The organism is Elizabethkingia miricola (assembly GCF_001675285.1).
GTDB classification, from domain to species: domain Bacteria; phylum Bacteroidota; class Bacteroidia; order Flavobacteriales; family Weeksellaceae; genus Elizabethkingia; species Elizabethkingia miricola.
Genome location: NZ_LSGQ01000030.1, coordinates 176,014 through 195,532, shown reverse-complemented (window position 1 = coordinate 195,532; position 19,519 = coordinate 176,014). Strand labels below are relative to the sequence as shown.

Sequence of the window (19,519 nt, the reverse complement as noted above, 5' to 3'; positions counted from 1 at the left end):
CTCATGGCACATTTATAATTAAACAAATTAGTTTCAGCAGATATTCAATCATTGCTATTTACTTCGAATAGAGTGCTAATTATTACTACTCCAGACTCATGTTGCTTTAATAATGAAATAAATCTTAATTAATATGAAAGTAAAATTACACATGCTTAGTGTAGGTGTTCTGTTTTTTATAGGACAAGGACTGCTGGCACAAAAGAGAAAACCGGATACAACTTCCATTAAAGATATAGAAGAAGTTGTAGTTGTAGCCTTTGGCAAACAAAAGAAAGAGGCAATAGTAGGTTCTGTAGCAACTGTTGATAAAAGAATAATTGAAACCCAGCAAGCAACAAGTATTTTGGGAGCACTTCAGGGAACTGTAACAGGTGTGAATGTAATAGCCGCAGGCGGTATGCCTGGTGATAATCCTTCTATTTATATAAGAGGGGTTTCATCCATTAATGCTAGTACTCAACCTTTAATTATTGTAGACGGGTCACCTTATGGTGGAAATATCAACTCTATTCCACAAGATCAGGTAGAGTCAATGAGCGTGCTGAAGGATGCATCTGCTACTGCTTTGTATGGATCAAGAGGTGCTAATGGTGTTATTATTATAACGACTAAAAAAGGAAGGCTCAATGCGAAGCCTAAAGTTAATGTTACTTCTTTAATCGGGGTCTCTTCATCGGCAGTGAAATTTCATGAAGTACTTAAGGCAGAAGACTTCATGAAATATACCTGGCAAGCAATAAGAAATGCAAGAATTGTGAGTAATGGACAAACGCCAGATGCGGCTGCACAATATGCTACAAATAATATAATAAATACATTAGGGTATAATCTCTATAATGTTGTCAATCCTATTGATAATAAAGGTAATGTCATAGCTGATGCTAAATTGTTATGGGATACTGATTGGGAAAAAGAGCTTATCAATAATTCAGCTCTCAAGCAGGAACACAGACTGAATATTTCAGGGGGTAGTGAGAATACAACCTATTTTATAGGTGCAGATTATCTGGATATGTATGGGAATATTAAAACGTCAAGATTTGAGCGTTTAGGTTTCAGGGCTAATGTTGACTCAAAAGTTAATACATGGCTGAAGGTAGGATTGAATACGTCATTTAGTGCATCTTCTCAAAATTATCCAATGCAATCAGGAAGTGCATTTCAAAGTCCAATACAATGGGTTTATACTTTGTCGGGTATTTATCCTGTTTATATGAGAGATGAAAAAGGGAATATTATTTTAGATGCTTTTGGCAGATCACAATACGATTATGGAGATAATGCTGTTTCGGGGAGACCAGTAAATGCACAGCGTCCTTTGCTGGCAAATGAAAATGCTCTTGGAGCATTATATAATAATAAAATCCGGTATAACAGATATGATACCTTTATTAACGGATATGCAGAAGTTACCCTTACAGATTATCTAAAGCTAAGATCTCAGGGATCATTTCAGTTATATAATTATGATAGTTACTCTTATACACATTATGCTTATGGAGCTGCTGCAAGTGTAAAGGGAAGAGTTTCTCAAAGCAGGGATTTGGTGAAAACCATAAACTGGACAAATAGTTTAGACTTCAATAAAAGTTTTGGGAAGCATAATGTTAATGCCCAAGCCATATTTGAGTTGATGGATTATAGATATGATGCTCTTAGTGCACAGGGAACAGGGTTTTTACCAGAAGTATATGTTTTAAATGGGAAAACGGTTTCAGAGGGAGTTGGAGGGTATATTAATCAGGAAAGACTGGTAGGTTATTTGGGACGACTAGGATATAATTATGCCAATAAATATTTTATTGAAGGATCCGTCAGAAATGATGGTTCAACAAGATTTGCCTCTGAGGTCAGGTGGGGAACTTTTTATTCTGTAGGAGGAGCCTGGGTTGTTAGTCAGGAAAATTTTTTCAAAAATAAGATTGTCAATTACTTAAAGCTTAAATCTTCTTATGGAGAATTAGGGAATAATGGAACGGATGGATATTTTCCTTACATGATGTCCTTTGCAACGGGTTGGAATCAACTTGGGCAAACAGGTGTTTTATTGGGTGGGGCAAGAGACTATTTTCTTACATGGGAGAAGACTGCTTCCTTAAATGCAGGTGCAGAAATGGGCCTTTTAAAAAACCGAATAACGGTAAATGTAGATTACTTTAACAAAAGATCTATAGACTTAATATATGCTAAGCCTTTACCAGGCTCTACCGGAAATACTTCTATTACAACTAATGTAGGAGCGCTGAGGAATTCTGGATGGGAATTCGATATTTCCTCATTAAATATCAGTTCTGATAAATTCCAGTGGAGAACAAGTCTTAATCTCACATTTGAAAAAAATAAAATAACAAAACTTACTCAGGAATCATTTATCAATGGAACCAAGAGGTGGGAAGTTGGTTCGTCGTTGTATGATTTCTTTTTGGTCGAATGGGCGGGAGTTGATGCTGATACCGGAATGGGTACTTGGTGGTATGATAAGAAAGATGCACAAGGAAATATGACAAGAGAGAAAACTGCCAATTATAATTTGGCTAATGCAGAAGCTAGTAAAAGGTATATGGGAAGCTCTTTGCCTAAATTCAGAGGTGGCTTTACCAATTCTTTCAAATACGGAAGTTTCGATTTGAATGTGTTGTTTAACTTTTCATTTGGATCTTATATATATGATTCTTCCTATGCATCATTAATGTCGGGATTCTCATCGCCCGGAAATCAACAGTCTGTGGATGTAAAGAATGCATGGCAAAAGCCTGGAGATATTACAGATGTGCCCATTAATATCATGGCTAATAATCAAAATAATGCACTCTCCTCAAGGTTTTTGTTTAAGAACGACTTTATAAGACTAAAATCGTTAACGCTTGGGTATAATGTAAGTGAAGATTTACTTGGGAAAATGGGGGTGTCTAGTATGAGAATTTTTCTACAGGGAGATAATGTATGGACGTGGCAGAGTCACAAAGGAATTGATCCGGAGCAAAGCTTGGCAGGGACAACAAACAGTAGATCATATAATTTAAGAACCATTTCTTTAGGATTTAGTATAGGATTTTAAAATAAAAAACAATGAAAAATATTAGACATATAATAGCGATTATTGGACTTTTCGTTACCATGTTATCTTGTAGCGAAGAATACCTGAATGAACCTAAACCAACAGATGTTGTGTCTCCGGATGTGGTATATGGATCATATGAAGGAGCCAAAGCTCACATTGCAGGGATATTAAGACGAACCAGAGGTCAGTTTTTAAATACCGAAAACGGAAATCTGGGTTCTATGTATTTTGCCAGAGAGGTGAAGGGGAATATCAGTGCACTTAGTGGTAGTTGGTTCAGAAATGATTATGAAAATAATTTTAGAGAGCCAAACTCTAACAGGTCACAATTCAGCTGGAATTTCCCATATTATCTTATTAATCAGGTGAACTCATTTATTGAAGGTGTGGAGACAAGTACGGCTATATCAGAAGATAATAAGAAAATATTATTAGGACAAGCTTATACCATGAGAGCCTATTTTTATTTTGAACTTAGTTTAGAGTTTCAGCATACTTATACTTATGACCCTAATCTGCAAGCTCCACCGATATATACAAAATCGAATGCTACAGCAGGTCAGCCAATGAGTACGATGAAGGATATGTATAAATTAATTACGGATGATTTGGAAAGGGCTATTGCTATTGGTTCATTAAATAGAGATAACAGGTCTTATTTCAGTAAAGCGGTTTCATATGGTACAGCTGCCAGAGTATATCAGGTGATGGGCAATTGGCCTAAAGCCCAGGAATATGCTAATAAAGCATACGGAGGAAATGTAGATGTAGTCCTAAGTCCTCAATTTTATGCATCAGGTTTTGATGATATGAATAGAGGTAATGAATGGTTGCTGGCAGATCCGCAGCAAGCAGATCAATCCAGTTATTATTGGCTGGCACCACATGCCTTTTATACCCGAACGGAGAGTGCTTACAATAATACCTTTATCAATAAGTCCTTTGTAGCGCTTTTCTCTCCAAGCGATGTTCGGAATCAATTTTTTAAAACTGGTGCTGGGATTACGGATTACAGAGAATGGTATACCAGAAAATTTAAATTTGCTTTTACCTCCCATTTGGTTTTAATGAGAACTCCTGAGATGATTTTGATCGAGGCCGAGGCAATGTATAAACAAGGAGATGAGAGTGGAGCTCATAGCTTGTTATACAAACTACAAAAGAATAGAGATGCTCAGGCTGTGAAGTCATCAAACGCAGGAGTAGCACTATATGAAGAAATTTTGACAGAACGGAAAAAGGAGCTGTACGGAGAAATAGGAGTGGAATGGTATGATGCTAAAAGATTGAGAAGAGGGCTTTCAAGAGATATCTGGCATAGAGTTAACCTGACAAATAATCCGATGTTACCAGATGATAAGCGCTTCTTTCTGAAAATTCCACAATCAGAAATTGATGCAAATCCCAATATTCCTAAAGATATAAATAATAACAGATAATATAAATCCAAAAGTAGTACTAGTGAGAGGAGAACAGGTGTTTACCTGATATGCTGAAAAAGGAGATTGTCTTTGAGCAAAAAGGTTATTATTAGGATATAGATAGACCTCAGTAAAGAAGATCATATAGTGAAATTGGTTGACTTTAAGAATCAGTAATTCTTTATCAAAAAAATCTCTACTTTTGTACCTCATTCCAACAAGATGAGGTACTTTTTTTTATGGGTAGTTTTGGTGTCGGGAACGATATCGGCACAGGTTGTTAATAAGACTGATAATAATAGGATTGCAGAAGATTCTGTTATTGTAGATAATGGTAAAAAAGATTCTATGAAAATCTTTAAACCTGTAATTAGCGACTATAAATTCAAAACGCAGAGAGGGGAAGCAAAGATATTTGATACGGTTTTTTCACATGAAAAAACATATATCTTTTCACAGTATAATAACAAAGACAACTTTGGAAAAGTTCAGTTTGCTAACTCCGGACAGACTTTTAATCCATTAGTATACGAAACTAATCTTCAGCAGAATCTTGCTGTATTACCAACAGGAAAATCCTTTAGTATATTAGGTGTAGATGATATTAAATACTATGATGTAAAAACACCTACAACTACATTTATATACCATACAGCTCCTGGAAGCGGAAATGTACTAAGCTCTACTTATACCCAAAATATAGGGAAAGACTTTAACTTCTTTGTTAATTATATGGGATTGCGTGCTAAGGGGATCTATCAGAGAAACCTTTCAGCAAGCAATAACTTTAATGCCGGAGCACACTACAAGAATAAAACAGGACGCTACGAACTCTATGCACATTACCTTAATCAGAATGTGAATAATGAAGAAAACGGTGGTATCAAAACTTTAGATCAGTTTTTAGGTGGGGATTCCCGTTTTAATAACAGGCTGAACATGGAGGTTAACCTTAATAATACAGAAAGTTTCTTTTCTTACAGAAGGTATTACCTAAGTCATGATTTTGGTTTATTCAGAATCAATGATGCCTTTCCTCTAAAGATCAGACATATGTTGATGCATGAGGGGAATAAATACTATTATGCTCAGAACGGAGCGGAAAGTTATTACACAACTAATGCAGCAGATATTATCAGTGGTTTTTTACCATCGACAAAGAAATATTCTAAAAAGCTGACGAATGTTGTAAGCTTGGTTTTTGATAGAGAGAAATTTAAATTGGATGCCGGACTGAAATATCAGAATGTAATTCTGGGGACTAATCAGATCTTCCTGCCGAATAATGTTGTAGATAATAATACTGTTTGGAAAGAGAATAGAATAGGAGTAGAAGGAAATTTACAGGTTAAACTATGGAACAGATTCGACCTTAATTCGTCCGCAGAATATACTACAGGAAGTACGTTCGGGAATTTTATTCGTATCAATAACAAAGTTTCCTTTATTCCTGCCGAAGGTTTTGCTGTAGAGGGAAAACTAAACTTCCAGTCCGGAGCACCATCATTTAACTTGCTATTGAACGGATCTCAATATAGAAACTTCAATTATGTTAATTTAGGTTTCAAAAACCAGAGTGTTTTAGAAGCCGGAGGTATTGTAAGACTAAAATGGTTTGATGCATCAGCGTTTCTTAACTATTTCAGTATTGGAAACTATGCCTATATTGATGCTAATAAGCAAATGCAGCAGTCAACTTCATCCATTAATATTACTCAGGCCGGAGGGGATGCAACTTTTAAATATGGAAAATTCCATCTGAACGGAAGAGTATTATTCCAGTCTGCAATTAATAACAAAGACCTTATGCCAATGCCAGGCTTTGTTGGACGTGCAAATGTATATTTCCAGTCCAAAGTATTCAAAGATGCGGCTGAAGTTCAGGCAGGGGTTAAAGCATATTACTTCAGTAAATTTGCTTCCAGAGAGTTTTTCCCGGTACTTAACGAGTTTGTGCTGCCAAGCGCAACATCAGGTTATTCTATCGGTGGAAAACCAATGATGGACCTGTATATTAATCTGAAAGTAAAAACCATGATGTTCTTTATAGAAGGACAGCAGATTAATACAACAATATCAGGGAACAAAGGTTTTGCTGCACCATATTATCCGGTTGCCGATTTCAGGCTTAATTTGGGTATAGTTTGGTATATTTTTTCATAAATTTGAAGAATGGCAGATTGTCGTTTTAATATTGATTTCAGGGATATACCAAGCATTCCTGAAATGTTGAAGGATTACCTGGATGGTAATCTTTCAGCGTACCACGGATTACAATTCAGTAAAGATAATGCCTTAGCACAGGCAAATAAAAAATCAAGAAACTATCCTTCAGGGCACAGAGAAGTTCTTACAGAGGTTCTGACAAAGCAGATGCGAAATATAGCTATTAGTGCCAAGCAGATGCAGAATATCGAGCTATTGCGTAAGGAGAATACTTTTACTGTAACCACGGGACACCAGCTAAACTTATTTACCGGGCCGGTATTCTTTATCTATAAAATTCTTCAGACGATAAAAACCGCCAAATACCTGAATGAGAATAATGAAGGGAAAAACTTCGTTCCGGTATTCTGGATGGCAACAGAAGACCATGATTTTGATGAAATTAACCATTTTAAAACAGAAGGAAATTTCTATCAGATTCAGGAAAAATCAGGTGGAGCAGTAGGGCGGATCAAGTCCTCTGATCTTTCTTTCCTGGATGTTTTTGAAAAAGAATTTAAAGATTTCACATACGGAACCGAATTAGTCCGCTGGGCAAAGGAGGCATATCAGGAAGGGAGATCGCTAACCCTTGCTACAAGAATTTTGGTTAACCGAATTTTTGGAGATTCAGGATTGCTTATCCTTAATGGAGATGATAAGAAACTAAAAGCATTGGCGGCTCCGGTTTTCAGAAAAGAACTGCTGGAAAATAGTCTTTATGAGAACTCTAAAGAAACTGTTGATGTTCTGATCAATAAATATGGTAAGGTTCAGGTTAATCCAAGGGAAATAAACCTCTTTTATCTTAGAGATGAGTCCAGAGACAGGATTGAAAAGACTAGTGAATCTTATCATGTTGTAGATACAGAGATTAGTTTTAGTGAAGAAGAAATATTAGCAGAACTGAATACTAATCCTCAGCGGTTTAGCCCAAATGCAGTTCTGAGACCAGTATATCAGGAAACTGTTTTGCCTAATATTATTTATATAGGTGGAAATGCAGAGATTATGTACTGGCTGGAACTTAAGAAATTCTTTGAAGCAATAGATGTAGAGTTTCCGATTTTAGTACCCAGAAATTCACTGGCCTTTATCACAGAAAAAACACTTCGTAAGATTCAAAAACTGGACTTATGTGTAGAAGACTTCTTTGGAAATTATCAGGAAGTTGTTCATAGTAAACTGCTCGGGAAAACATCTCTGCAGCCATTGCTGGAAGAAAAAGAAGAAAATATTAAATCTATGTTCAGCGAGCTGAAAAAGCAAGCTGAAACAACCGATAAAACATTTGGTAACCTTGTAGCAGCAGAAGAAGTCCGTCAGCTTAAATCTTTTGAAAGAATGCATAAAAGATTGCTTCGTGCAGAAAAGATTGTACAGGCAGATCTCTATCAGCGATACAACCAGTTATATGAAGTAGTAAACCCTGCCGGAGTATGGCAGGAACGTAAAATTAATTTTAGTAACTTCTATGCTGAAAATGGACGCGACTGGCTTAATACTTGTTACGAGAATATCGAAGTTGCCCACCCTGAATTAACAGTGGTGGTTTTATAAAAACAAAAAAGTTTATTTTTGCATAATAATATACGCTAATGAAGAAATTATTTATATCAGCATTATCTGTTTTTTGGCTTTCTGCATCCGCACAAAAGACACATACAGTAATAGCTAAAGATAATCCGTATAGCATTTCCAAAAAATATGGTCTTACGCTGGATCAGTTCTATGCACTGAATCCGGATGTAAAAAACAAAACTTTGGATATTGGAGATATCGTAGTGATATCCAAAACAGGAAAAAATGTTACTGAAACAGTAACAACCAAAACAACTACAGGACAGATAGCTGTAAAACAAGGACAATCATTGTATGCTATTTCAAGAGATTATCATGTTTCATTAGCAGATATTAAAAAACTGAATCCTGAATTAGGAGAAGGACTGCAAATCGGACAGAAGATTAATCTGCCTGCTGCAAATATTAAGAAATATGGTGTTGCTGAAGTTACTGCTGAGCCTGTAGTTCAGGAGAGAAAGCACGAAGAAAAGCCTGTGGAAACATCTGCTAAAGCAGAAAATTATCTGGTACAGCTAAAAGATACTTATTATAAGATTACCAAGAAATTCAATATTTCTCAGAAAGATTTATTCCGTATGAATCCTGGGTTGGAAGAAAAAGGACTTCAGCCCGGAGTGCCAATTATTGTAGGAAGTGGAAGCGTTGTAGCTGAAGCTATAAAACCTGAAGAAAAACCAAAGGTTTCAAAAATAGATGACACTTCTGTAGAACAGCCTAAACGTGAAACTGTAAAAACTGAAGCTGCGGCCGACGATATTACTTATACCGTTCAGCCGGGTGATACTATTTTTGGTATTCTGAATAAATTCGGTGTAAGTCTGGATCAGTTAATAGAACTGAATCCTCAGCTTTCAAACGGATTAAAAGCCGGAATGGTACTTAAAATTAAAAAATCTAACGATAGCTCATTTATCAAGTCTTCAGGTGATGCACTGAACGTTGTTCTGTTGTTGCCGTTTGGATTCGATACCAATGATGCGAAATACAGAACTGCTGCATTAGACTTTTTAACAGGTGCTAAACTGGCAATCCAGAGAAATGTAGCGAAAGGACAAAAGTTAAATATTAATGTTATTGACGAGGGGAGCGAATCTTCATTCCAGAAAGCACTGACTTCCATTAATAAGGACAATACCGATCTTATTGTAGGACCATTCTTCAAGTCTGATGTTGTAGAGCTTATGTCTTATGTTTCTTCAAAGAAAATTCCGGTAATATCTCCTTTTGCAAACTCTAAGGATTTGTATAAATATGGTAACCTTATCATTATAGAAACAGATGCTTCTATCTATGCAGAGAGAATTGCTAAAGAAGTTTCAGACTCTTATAACGGAGAGAAAATATACATTGTAGGAGATGCTTATGCTGAAGATATTCGCACAAGACTAGAAAAGTCTCTTAAAAAACCAAATATCGCTATTGTAGCAAATCCTAATGATATTCAGGTTGATAAGAACATGATGACGGGCCAGTCTGCTCCTGTAATTGCTGTTCTGGCATCGGATAATGAGGCTACAAAATCTTCTTTTACCAACAGAATGGTTTCTTTAGGTAAAGAAGTTTCAGGAGTAAAAGCATTCAGTATGTTCTACTCTAATGACTTTGATAAAAAAGAAGCAGATCTGGGGAAAGTAAACATGGTTTACATTATGGACAGAAAGATTAATACTGATGGAAACTTCGAGAAAGAAGTATTGGCACAGTATAATGCTAAGTTCTGTAAGTCCCCGTCTAAATATGCGGTTGTGGGATTTGACGTAATGAACGATGCACTTTCCAGAGAAAATTCCAAAGGAGAAATTTTCAGACAAATGGGCAAAAGTCAGACGCATTTGGCAACCAAATTTGAATACGAAAAAACAAAAGAAGGTGCTTATGTTAATAAAGGATATCGTGTAATACGACTAAATCCTTAATTAGAAGTGCTATACTACTAAATTTTAAGTAGGTTTTACAAACAAAATAATTTAAACGAATGAAAGCATTAGTATTTCCTGGACAGGGTTCGCAGTTTGTTGGAATGGGAATGGACCTTTACGATAGCCGTAAGGAAATTAAAGATTTAATGGAATCGGCTAACGATATTCTGGGATTTGATATTCTTTCCACGATGTTCAAAGGTACAGATGAGGACCTGAAAAAAACTAAAGTAACACAACCTGCTATCTTTATTCACTCTATTGCAGCGGTTAAGGCTGTAGATGCACTTGGGGCTCAGATGGTTGCAGGGCATTCTTTAGGGGAATTTTCAGCTTTAGTAGCAAATGGTGTTCTTTCTTTTGAAGACGGACTGCGCCTGGTATCAAAAAGAGCTATGGCAATGCAGGCTGCTTGCGACGCTAATCCATCATCTATGGCAGCTATTTTAGGTCTTGATGATGATAAAGTTGAAGAGATTTGTGCTTCTGTAGAAGGAATTGTTGTTCCTGCTAATTATAACTGCCCGGGACAATTGGTGATTTCTGGTGAAACTCAGGCTGTTGAAGAAGCTATGGCCAAGCTAAAAGAAGCTGGTGCCAAGAGAGCATTATTATTGCCGGTAAACGGAGCTTTCCATTCTCCTTTAATGCAGCCAGCTCAGGAAGAATTAGCACAAGCTATTAATACAACAAAATTCAATAAGCCTATTATTCCGGTATATCAGAATATTACAACCACAGCGGTTTCTGATCCTGAAGAGATTAAACAGAATCTTATCAAGCAACTTACAGGGCCAGTAAAATGGACGCAGTCTGTAAGAAACATGATAAAAGACGGCGCTACTAACTTTGTTGAGGTTGGGCCAGGTAAAACCTTACAGGGACTGATCAAAAAAATAGACTCGGCAGTCGAAACATCTTCTGCATTTTAATCAGAATAAAAATAAAGAGACACAAAGAAATTTGTGTCTCTTCTTTAATGACCCATTTTGGATAAACAACATTTTTTCTCTCACGGCAAATTATTATTGACATCCGAGTATTTTGTTTTGGATGGAGCGAAAGCTCTGGCTATTCCAACCAAACTAGGACAGGATCTTTCAGCTGAAATAATCACTGATCATAAATCTCAAATCCATTGGGAAACATACCGGGAAGGAAAGCTGTGGTTAAAAACTTGCATAGATTACAATAATCTTAGCATTTTGGAAACCAATTTAGAATCGGCTTCTGATTTTATTCTTAAAATTTTTAAAACACTAAAAGACTTAGATTCTATAAAATTATCGGGTAATGATTCTTATAGATTAAAATCCAATGTACAGTTTCCTGAAAACTTTGGACTGGGGAGCAGTTCTACCCTTATGAATAATGTTGCAAAATGGGGAGATGTAGATGCATTTGTCCTAAATGATATTGCTTTGGGTGGAAGTGGTTATGATATTGCAGTAGCGAAAGCCGGAACTCCAATTATTTATACCAGAAATGGAGAGAATAAAACTGTTGAAACTGTAAATTATTCACCAAGTTTCAAAGACCTGCTTTTATTCGTTCACCTGAACAAAAAACAAGACTCCCGTGAAGGAATTACGATGTACAGGCAGATGGAAAAATCTCAGGATTTAATTCATTATTTTTCAAGACTTACAGAAGAGATTTTGGAAAGTGATAATTTAGAAAAATTTTCACTTATAATGGATGAACACGAAAAAACCATGAGTAATTTCCTTAAAATACCCACAGTTAAAGAAAAATATTTTGAAAATGCTCCTTCGTTCTTCAAAAGTTTGGGTGCATGGGGTGGAGATTTCATTTTGACCTCAAAATTCCGGGATTATGAAAGCTATTTTCTGCATAATGGATTTCCAAATTTCTTCTCCTATGATGAATTAATTTTCTGATAATCAGTTTTATATAAACTTTTTTGTAAGATGATGAATATCATTGAGGCTACTTGTTAAATTTTATTAACTTTAGCCAATTGAAAAGTAAAGTAATGAGATCATTAGAAAAATTCGGAATTAAAAATGACAATGTTAAATGGCAATTGTCTCCAGAAGAACTGGTACAGGAAACTGTTAATCTCAAACAGGGTTTTGTTGCAAAATCTGGCGCTTTAGCAATTAACACAGGAGAATTTACAGGACGTTCTCCTAAAGACAGATTCATCGTAAAAGATGAAGTTACTGCAGACAGAGTATGGTGGGATGGAAAAGTAAACCTTCCTTTTGACAGTGAAAAATTTGATGCATTATATGACAGAGTTGCAGAATATGCTTCCGAGATTCCTTTATATGCAAGAGAAGCGTTTGCTGTTGCAGATAAGCGCTACCAGGTAAAAATTACTGCAGTTACCGAATTTCCTTGGTCTAATCAGTTTGTATACAATATGTTTATCCGCCCTACAGTAGATGAACTTGAATCTTTTGGTGAAACAGACTGGTTGATTCTTTGTATACCAAGTTTTAAAGCAGATCCGGAAAGAGACGGAACAAGACAACATAATTTCTCTATTCTTAATTTCAAGAGAAAAATTGCTCTTATTGGTGGCTCTGCTTATACCGGAGAAATGAAAAAAGGTATTTTCTCTGCACTTAACTTTACACTTCCTGTTCAACAGAATGTATTGCCAATGCACTGTTCAGCTAATGCCGGAGCAGATGGAGAAACAGCTATTTTCTTCGGTTTGTCAGGTACTGGTAAAACAACTCTTTCAGCAGATCCAAACAGAAAGCTAATCGGTGATGATGAACATGGATGGACTCCGGATAATACTGTATTCAACATTGAAGGTGGATGTTATGCTAAAGCTATTGACCTTTCTGCAGAGAAAGAACCAGATATCTATGGCGCAATCAAGCCAGGTGCTATTCTTGAAAATGTATTTTTTGATGAGAATGGTGAGGCAGATTATACAAACGACAGCATTACGCCTAATACACGTGTAAGTTATCCGATTGATTTTATTAACAATATTCAGGTTCCTTCTATCGGAAAGAATCCTAAAAATATTTTCTTTCTGACATTTGATGCCTTTGGTGTATTGCCTCCGATCTCTAGGCTTACTCCGGAACAGGCAGCATACCACTTTATTTCAGGATATACTTCCAAAGTTGCAGGTACTGAGGTTGGTGTAACAGAGCCGCAAACTACATTCTCTGTATGTTTTGGTGCCGCATTTATGCCTCTTCACCCAACTGAGTATGGGAAAATGCTATCTGAAAAAATAAAAAGTGCAGATGCGAAAGTATGGTTGGTTAATACTGGTTTCAACGGTAAAATGAAGCGTATGAGCCTTAAAGATACAAGAGCTCTTATCTCTGCTGCATTAGATGGTAAATTAAATAATGTAGATTACAAAGAAAGTCCTATCTTTAAGGTACAGATTCCTGTATCATGTGAGGGGGTTTCCGATGAGTCTATGTTACTGCCGGAAAACAGCTGGGATTCTTACGATGCCTATATTGAGAAAGCAAGATCTTTGGCATCAGCTTTCCATAAAAACTTCGAAAGATTCGATGATATTAAAGATGAAAGCATCTTAGCAGGAGCTCCAAGAAAAGAAGCAGAAGTGATTTAAGATAAACTTTTCTTAAGTTAAGAATCCTCAGTTAATTTTAACTGAGGATTTTTTTTGTTTGTATTTGTAAAAGTAGGTGTCCTTAGTGGAGCAAGTGCAATAAAGCCAGTCTGTATCCCTTCATTCCAAATCCTGAAAGAATTGCATCAGTATATGTTGCCGTTACCGATTTCTGACGGAATTCCTCACGCTTGTATATATTGCTGATATGAACTTCTATTTTAGGTTTTCGAATATTTTTAAGGCAGTCAGCTAAAGCATAAGAGTAATGGGTGAAAGCTCCGAAGTTAACAACAAGAGCATCGAAATCATCTTCTTGTATTTTGTTGATAAGCTCTCCTTCAATATTTGATTGGTAATACAAGATATCATCCTGAACAAATTCTTGTCTAAGTACTTGTAGGTAATCCTCCATAGAGGTAGTTCCATATATTTCAGGCTCCCTTGTTCCCAAAAGGTTTAGGTTCGGGCCGTTGACGATTAATATTTTCATAGGATAAATTTAGATGTTTTTACAAAAACAACCAAAATCCAAGATCTATTATATGTTAATGATGCCAAAAAGAAGAAATTAACTATAAATAATACGCTGTATTTATTTATAACTAACAATCGTTTGTTAAATATTTATTTTATATGATATTTATCAGTTTTCAATTTTATTGAATTTTCCTCATTGCTTTATTTAACAGTATTTTATGAATTTTTCAATTTCAATCTTGTTAAAAATTCTTAACAAATCTAAAAATCTACTTGTTTGATAGATATTATGTTTATAGCTTTGTCGCATAATTATAACCCAGCTTATAAAGAAAGGTGGAGGGAACTGACCCGATGATATCTTGACAACCTGCTCGATGCAAGGTGTTACATTCAGCCTTAAAGGAAAGATAAGCAATAGGTATTTTATATTTATAAATGCCCTTTGCTGTCTATTATGCAAAGGGAATTTTTTTGATAGATAATTAAAAAATATAAATATGCTTAGAAAGTCAGCAATAGAAGCTAATATTAGAATACCGATAGGGGTAGCGGTATTCTTCCTGGGAGTTTCGGGGATTTATGGTCAGAATACAAAAGGGAAGAAAGACTCTCTTCGGGAAAAAGAAATTGATGAAGTAGTAGTTGTTGCTTATGGAAAAGCAAAAAGGTCCAGCTATACAGGATCTGTTGCAACAGTTTCCGGAAGCAAAATTGAAACCAGACCAATTACCAATATTACCAAAGCTTTAGAAGGACAGGTTCCTGGATTGCAGGCTGTAAGTGCATCAGGACAACCCGGTGAAACAGCGGCGATAAGAATTAGAGGAATTGGCTCTATAAGCGCATCCAGTTCTCCGCTTTATGTAGTAGACGGTATTCCTTACGATGGAAATATAAATGCTATAAATCCTAATGATGTAGAATCCATCAGTGTGCTAAAAGATGCAACAGCAAGTGCACTATATGGTTCCAGAGGTGCAAATGGAATTATTGTAATTACGACTAAATCCGGAAAAAAAGGAGAGTCTAAAATTAACTTCAATATCAGCCAGGGATTTTCCGGGAGAGCTGTAAAAGATTATAAACAGGTAAATACAGATCAGTATTTTCAGTTATACTGGGAAGCTTTAAGAAACGGTTATGTATCTCCTAAAATTTCTCAGAGCCAGGCTGCACAGATGGCAACAGACAATCTTATTTCCAGTTTGGGGATTAATCCATACGGTCCTGATTATCCTAAACCGGTTGGTCTGGATGGTAAGTTGTTACCGGGGGCTACTGCTTTATGGAATGATGACTGGCGCGATGTCTTACAAAGAACTGCATCCAGAAGTCAGGTAGATTTAGACTTAAGTGGAGGTAACGAAAAAGGAAACTATTTCTTCTCTCTGGGTTATTTAGATGAGAAAGGGATGGCTATAGAATCCGGGTTCAAAAGATACAGTGCGAGATTAAAAGTAAACTCACAAGTGAAAAGCTGGCTGAACGCCGGAGCCAACTTAAGCTATGTTAATACACTTCAGCAGGCGCCACCTGCATCGGATTCCAGAACAGATAATGTTATAAATGCTGCAAGAGTAGTCCCTTCATTCTATCCTTATTATGAAAGGAATGAAAATGGAAGCTATGTTTTGGATAAAAATGGAAACAGAATATACGATTTTGGTAAATATAGACCTACCAGTGCTTTGCAGAATCAGAACGCAGCAGCAACACTCCCTCTGGATAAAAATGAAAGAAAAATTGATAATTTCTCTGGTAAAGGATTCTTAGAATTTATTTTCCTTCCGGAACTTAGATTCAAATCAAGCTTGTCTGTAGATTTGGTAAGTCTTAATACACATTATTACACCAATCTGCTTTTAGGACAAGGAAAAGAAACTGGTGGGTCTGTTTCCAAAAGTAGTGACAGAACACTTTCTTATACAACCAGTAATATTTTAACCTACGATAAGAAATTTGGGCAGCATCATTTTAATGTATTGGCAGGACAAGAATTTTACCAGTATGAGTATCAGATTATTTCAGGTAACAGAAGCCAGTTCTCTCTGCCGGGATATTATGAACCGGATGCTGCAGCGCTGTTAGGTGGATTTAGTGGAAATAGTGATAAAAGATCATTATTAAGTTTCCTAGGTAAAGTGGAATACGATTATCAGAATAAATATTTCTTGGCGGGATCAGTAAGAGCAGACGGATCTTCAAGGTTTTCTCCTAAAAATCGTTGGGGAACATTCTGGTCGGTTGGTGGATCCTGGAAACTTTCGAGTGAAGACTTTGTAAAGAACCTGAACTTTTTTGATCAGTTGACATTGCGTGCCAGTTATGGAGGGCAAGGTAATGATGGGTTAAGTACATTATATGCATATCAGAGTTTATATGCATTTTATAATAACCTTGGTGAAGGAGGGACTGTGGCAAGCAGATTACCAACGCCGGATTTAAAATGGGAAACTAACCTGAATCTGAATGTAGGATTAGAATTTGCTATCCTGAATAACCGAATCAGAGGTAATGTAGAGTACTTTAAAAGACAGAGTAAAGATTTATTATTTACAATGCCATTGGCACCATCTGTAGGATTCAATGGTTATTCCGATAATATTGGTGAGTTGCAGAATACCGGATTCGAGATCAGTCTGCAGACGACACCTGTAAAAACAGAAAACTTCCGTTGGGATTTAGATATTAATGCTACTACTACAAAGAATAAGATTACAAAATTACCAAAAGGTTCTATTGTTAGTGGGACAAAACTACTTCAGGTAGGAGGATCTGTATATGACTTCTTTATTCCGACATGGGCAGGAGTAGACCCTAACAACGGAGCTCCATTATGGAAAACACAAACGACAGATGCTAACGGAAATACGGTAGAGGGAACAACTTCTGAGTATTCCAAAGCAACCAAAATGCTGCAAGGCTCTTCGCTGCCTAAATGGATAGGAGGTATTAGTACATCTATAACCTATAAAAACTTCGATTTCTCTGCATTATTATCATATAGTATCGGTGGGAAAATCCTGGATAGCGACTATACAATGTTATTGACCAACGGAAATTCTGCAGGAAGAGCTTGGGGTGAAGAGATACTGAACAGATGGACGCCCGAGAATAGAAATACAGATGTTCCTGCGCTTAGTACCACAACCAATAACTGGACGTCTACATCAACCAGATTCCTTTATTCCGGTACGTATGCAAGACTTAAAAATGTAAGTGTAGGTTATACATTGCCAAAAGATACTTTCGCTAATCTGGGACTTCAGAGATTCAGAATTTATCTGCAGGGTGAGAATTTATTAACATTCTACGGACACAAAGGAATGGATCCTGAACAGACAGTTGACGGAACAACCTATTACAGATATCCGGCAATGAGAACAGTGACTTTCGGATTACAGGCAACATTTTAATTAAAAATAAAGAACATGACAAAAATAAAATATACATTGTTTCTGGCTTTTGCAGCTTCTGTTTTTATAAGTTGTGAAAGAGAGCTGGAAACAGCACCTACTAACCAGGCTAATGAAGAAGAGGTTTTTAAAACTGCAGAGAATGCCGAAACGGTAGTTAACGGAGCCTGGGCAAAATTTAATGATGACGGAACAACATATGCCAATATTGGCTACTCTACGGTACTTCGCGCAAGTGATGCAATGGGGAGTGATGTTGCGGTACTGACTAATAAATATGGATTCAACTCTGCATATGCATTTACAGATCTTGTAAATAATACCGGATCGCGTACTTTATTTGTTTGGAATCTGTTTTATTCTGCAATAAACAACATGAATAATGTGCTGAGCAGAATAGATAATATAGAAGGCTCACAGGAAAAGAAAGATCAGGTAAAAGGACAGGCAAAAGCTTTCAGAGCTTTTTGTTATCTTAATCTGGCAAGTTTTTATCAGTATAGCTATCAAAAAGACAAAACAGCTTTAACAGTACCAATTTATACTCAGCCGGCCACTATTAATTCGGTAGGTAATAAAAGAGCGAGTCTTGAAGAGCTTTATGCCCTGATAAAAAGTGACCTTTTGGATGCTAAAAATTTATTGAAAAGCTATAAGCGAAATAACAAAGATAAGATTGACCTGTCTGTTGTTAATGGACTTTTAGCAAGAACTTACCTGAATACAGGAGAATGGCTGAAAGCTGCTGATGCTGCAAATACAGCAAGAACAGGGTATACTTTTATGCCAACCGAAAAATATTCAGAAGGTTTCAACGATATTGGCAACTCCGAGTGGATCTGGGGACATGGACAAACGCAAGAGCAATCAGGTGAAAGTTATGCATTCCACTATCTGGATGTATCTTCTTCCGGTAGTTACTATTATAGCTTTATGGCAGACCCGTTCTTTAAAGACTTATTTGATACAAATGATATAAGATATCAGTTGTTCGAATGGGATGGACTAAAAGGACGTGAAGGCCTGCTGAGATATAAAAAGTTCAAATTTAAACCGAATTTAATTGCTGATATTGTGTACATGAGATCTGCCGAAATGTACCTGATCGCAGCAGAAGGCTATGCAAGATCAGGAAATGCATCTGAAGCAGTAGTGAATCTGAATCTTCTAAAGGCTGCCAGAAAAGCAAATCTTTATAACGGAAGTCTGAATGCAGAAGCGGTTCTAAAAGAAGTACTGATTGAAAGAAGAAAAGAATTATTTGGTGAAGGGTTTTCATTATCCGATATTATCCGTACTCAAGGAAAAGTTGTAAGAAATCCTTATACAACTGCCGATGGAAAGCCTATAAAAGTTAAAGTGACTACACCTGATGGTACAGTAAAAGAGGTAGATGCAAGAGGGCATTCTGTATTTACTTTCCCCGATAAAAGTGAATTTGTGCCTAATAGTCGCTATTATATATTCCCAATACCACAAAAAGAAACGGAAAGCAATCCTAATCTTTAATTATTATCTTACTTTACTTTTAAATCGGATTCCGGGAATTATTATTCCCGGAATTTTTTGTAACTATCTGATTTGGAATTGTGAAGCTAAAAGAATAATTTTGTTGCTTCAATAATATCGGAATATACTGTATCATGTATTTTCTTTCCGCGTAAATACCATATTACGAATTAGTATCTGAAGTTACTAAGGGATGTTTGCAGACAATAATGTCTGTACTATCATTATACCCTGTCGTAATATGGGAAATCTCAGTTTTATTTAACACATACTTTTTATCAATCATATATCGACTTATCAGATTCTGATGAGAAAACCGGTATTATTAAACTTTATGA

At 36.2% G+C, this 19,519-nt stretch carries 11 protein-coding genes and 1 riboswitch; of the genes, 10 read left to right on the top strand and 1 reads right to left on the bottom strand.

All coding sequences use genetic code 11. The features are described 5' to 3' along the window. Positions 1–133 precede the first annotated feature (133 nt). The 8 genes from ATE49_RS15435 (at position 134) to pckA (ending at position 13,773) form a co-directional block, all read left to right on the top strand. Positions 134–3,061: a SusC/RagA family TonB-linked outer membrane protein gene (locus ATE49_RS15435; RefSeq protein WP_065082866.1), complete on the top strand. Its 2,928-nt coding sequence runs from the start codon at positions 134–136 to the stop codon at positions 3,059–3,061. Positions 3,062–3,072: 11 nt separating this feature from the next. After that, on the top strand, positions 3,073–4,503 hold the full coding sequence (locus tag ATE49_RS15430; protein ID WP_065082865.1) for a RagB/SusD family nutrient uptake outer membrane protein: 1,431 nt from the start codon (positions 3,073–3,075) through the stop codon (positions 4,501–4,503). A 204-nt stretch (positions 4,504–4,707) separates the two neighbouring features. Next, positions 4,708–6,648: a putative porin gene (locus ATE49_RS15425; RefSeq protein WP_065082864.1), complete on the top strand. Its 1,941-nt coding sequence runs from the start codon at positions 4,708–4,710 to the stop codon at positions 6,646–6,648. A gap of 9 nt (positions 6,649–6,657) precedes the next feature. After that, positions 6,658–8,250 (top strand): bacillithiol biosynthesis cysteine-adding enzyme BshC, encoded by a 1,593-nt coding sequence (gene bshC, locus ATE49_RS15420; protein WP_065082863.1) that lies wholly within the window; start codon positions 6,658–6,660, stop codon positions 8,248–8,250. A 38-nt stretch (positions 8,251–8,288) separates the two neighbouring features. After that, complete coding sequence (locus ATE49_RS15415) at positions 8,289–10,190, top strand: LysM peptidoglycan-binding domain-containing protein (protein WP_065082862.1); 1,902 nt, start codon at positions 8,289–8,291, stop codon at positions 10,188–10,190. Between the two features lie 59 nt (positions 10,191–10,249). Then, complete coding sequence (gene fabD, locus ATE49_RS15410) at positions 10,250–11,125, top strand: ACP S-malonyltransferase (protein WP_065082861.1); 876 nt, start codon at positions 10,250–10,252, stop codon at positions 11,123–11,125. Between the two features lie 57 nt (positions 11,126–11,182). After that, positions 11,183–12,094 (top strand): GYDIA family GHMP kinase, encoded by a 912-nt coding sequence (locus ATE49_RS15405; RefSeq protein ID WP_065082860.1) that lies wholly within the window; start codon positions 11,183–11,185, stop codon positions 12,092–12,094. A gap of 95 nt (positions 12,095–12,189) precedes the next feature. Beyond that, entirely contained in the window at positions 12,190–13,773 is a 1,584-nt protein-coding gene (pckA, locus tag ATE49_RS15400; protein ID WP_065082859.1) for a phosphoenolpyruvate carboxykinase (ATP), read from the top strand. Positions 13,774–13,855: 82 nt separating this feature from the next. Here pckA and ATE49_RS15395 read toward each other — a convergent pair whose 3' ends face one another. Then, positions 13,856–14,266 carry a type II 3-dehydroquinate dehydratase gene (locus ATE49_RS15395; protein WP_059346205.1) on the bottom strand — a complete coding sequence of 137 codons (411 nt, stop codon included), beginning with the start codon at positions 14,264–14,266 and terminating at the stop codon, positions 13,856–13,858. 308 nt (positions 14,267–14,574) lie between these two features. After that, positions 14,575–14,670, top strand: a riboswitch (SAM riboswitch). Positions 14,671–14,753: 83 nt separating this feature from the next. On the opposite strand from ATE49_RS15395, the gene ATE49_RS15390 reads away from it, so the two are divergent. Both ATE49_RS15390 and ATE49_RS15385 read left to right on the top strand, forming a co-directional pair. After that, entirely contained in the window at positions 14,754–17,672 is a 2,919-nt protein-coding gene (locus ATE49_RS15390; RefSeq protein ID WP_065082858.1) for a SusC/RagA family TonB-linked outer membrane protein, read from the top strand. Positions 17,673–17,687: 15 nt separating this feature from the next. Next, entirely contained in the window at positions 17,688–19,181 is a 1,494-nt protein-coding gene (locus tag ATE49_RS15385; RefSeq protein ID WP_059155939.1) for a RagB/SusD family nutrient uptake outer membrane protein, read from the top strand. Positions 19,182–19,519: the final 338 nt, after the last annotated feature.

Coding starts and splice junctions, on each gene's coding strand:
- ATE49_RS15435 (WP_065082866.1), top strand. CDS start 134: ATGAAAGTAAAATTACACATGCTTAGTGTAGGTGTTCTGTTTTTTATA.
- ATE49_RS15430 (WP_065082865.1), top strand. CDS start 3,073: ATGAAAAATATTAGACATATAATAGCGATTATTGGACTTTTCGTTACC.
- ATE49_RS15425 (WP_065082864.1), top strand. CDS start 4,708: ATGAGGTACTTTTTTTTATGGGTAGTTTTGGTGTCGGGAACGATATCG.
- bshC (WP_065082863.1), top strand. CDS start 6,658: ATGGCAGATTGTCGTTTTAATATTGATTTCAGGGATATACCAAGCATT.
- ATE49_RS15415 (WP_065082862.1), top strand. CDS start 8,289: ATGAAGAAATTATTTATATCAGCATTATCTGTTTTTTGGCTTTCTGCA.
- fabD (WP_065082861.1), top strand. CDS start 10,250: ATGAAAGCATTAGTATTTCCTGGACAGGGTTCGCAGTTTGTTGGAATG.
- pckA (WP_065082859.1), top strand. CDS start 12,190: ATGAGATCATTAGAAAAATTCGGAATTAAAAATGACAATGTTAAATGG.
- ATE49_RS15395 (WP_059346205.1), bottom strand. CDS start 14,266: ATGAAAATATTAATCGTCAACGGCCCGAACCTAAACCTTTTGGGAACA.
- ATE49_RS15390 (WP_065082858.1), top strand. CDS start 14,754: ATGCTTAGAAAGTCAGCAATAGAAGCTAATATTAGAATACCGATAGGG.
- ATE49_RS15385 (WP_059155939.1), top strand. CDS start 17,688: ATGACAAAAATAAAATATACATTGTTTCTGGCTTTTGCAGCTTCTGTT.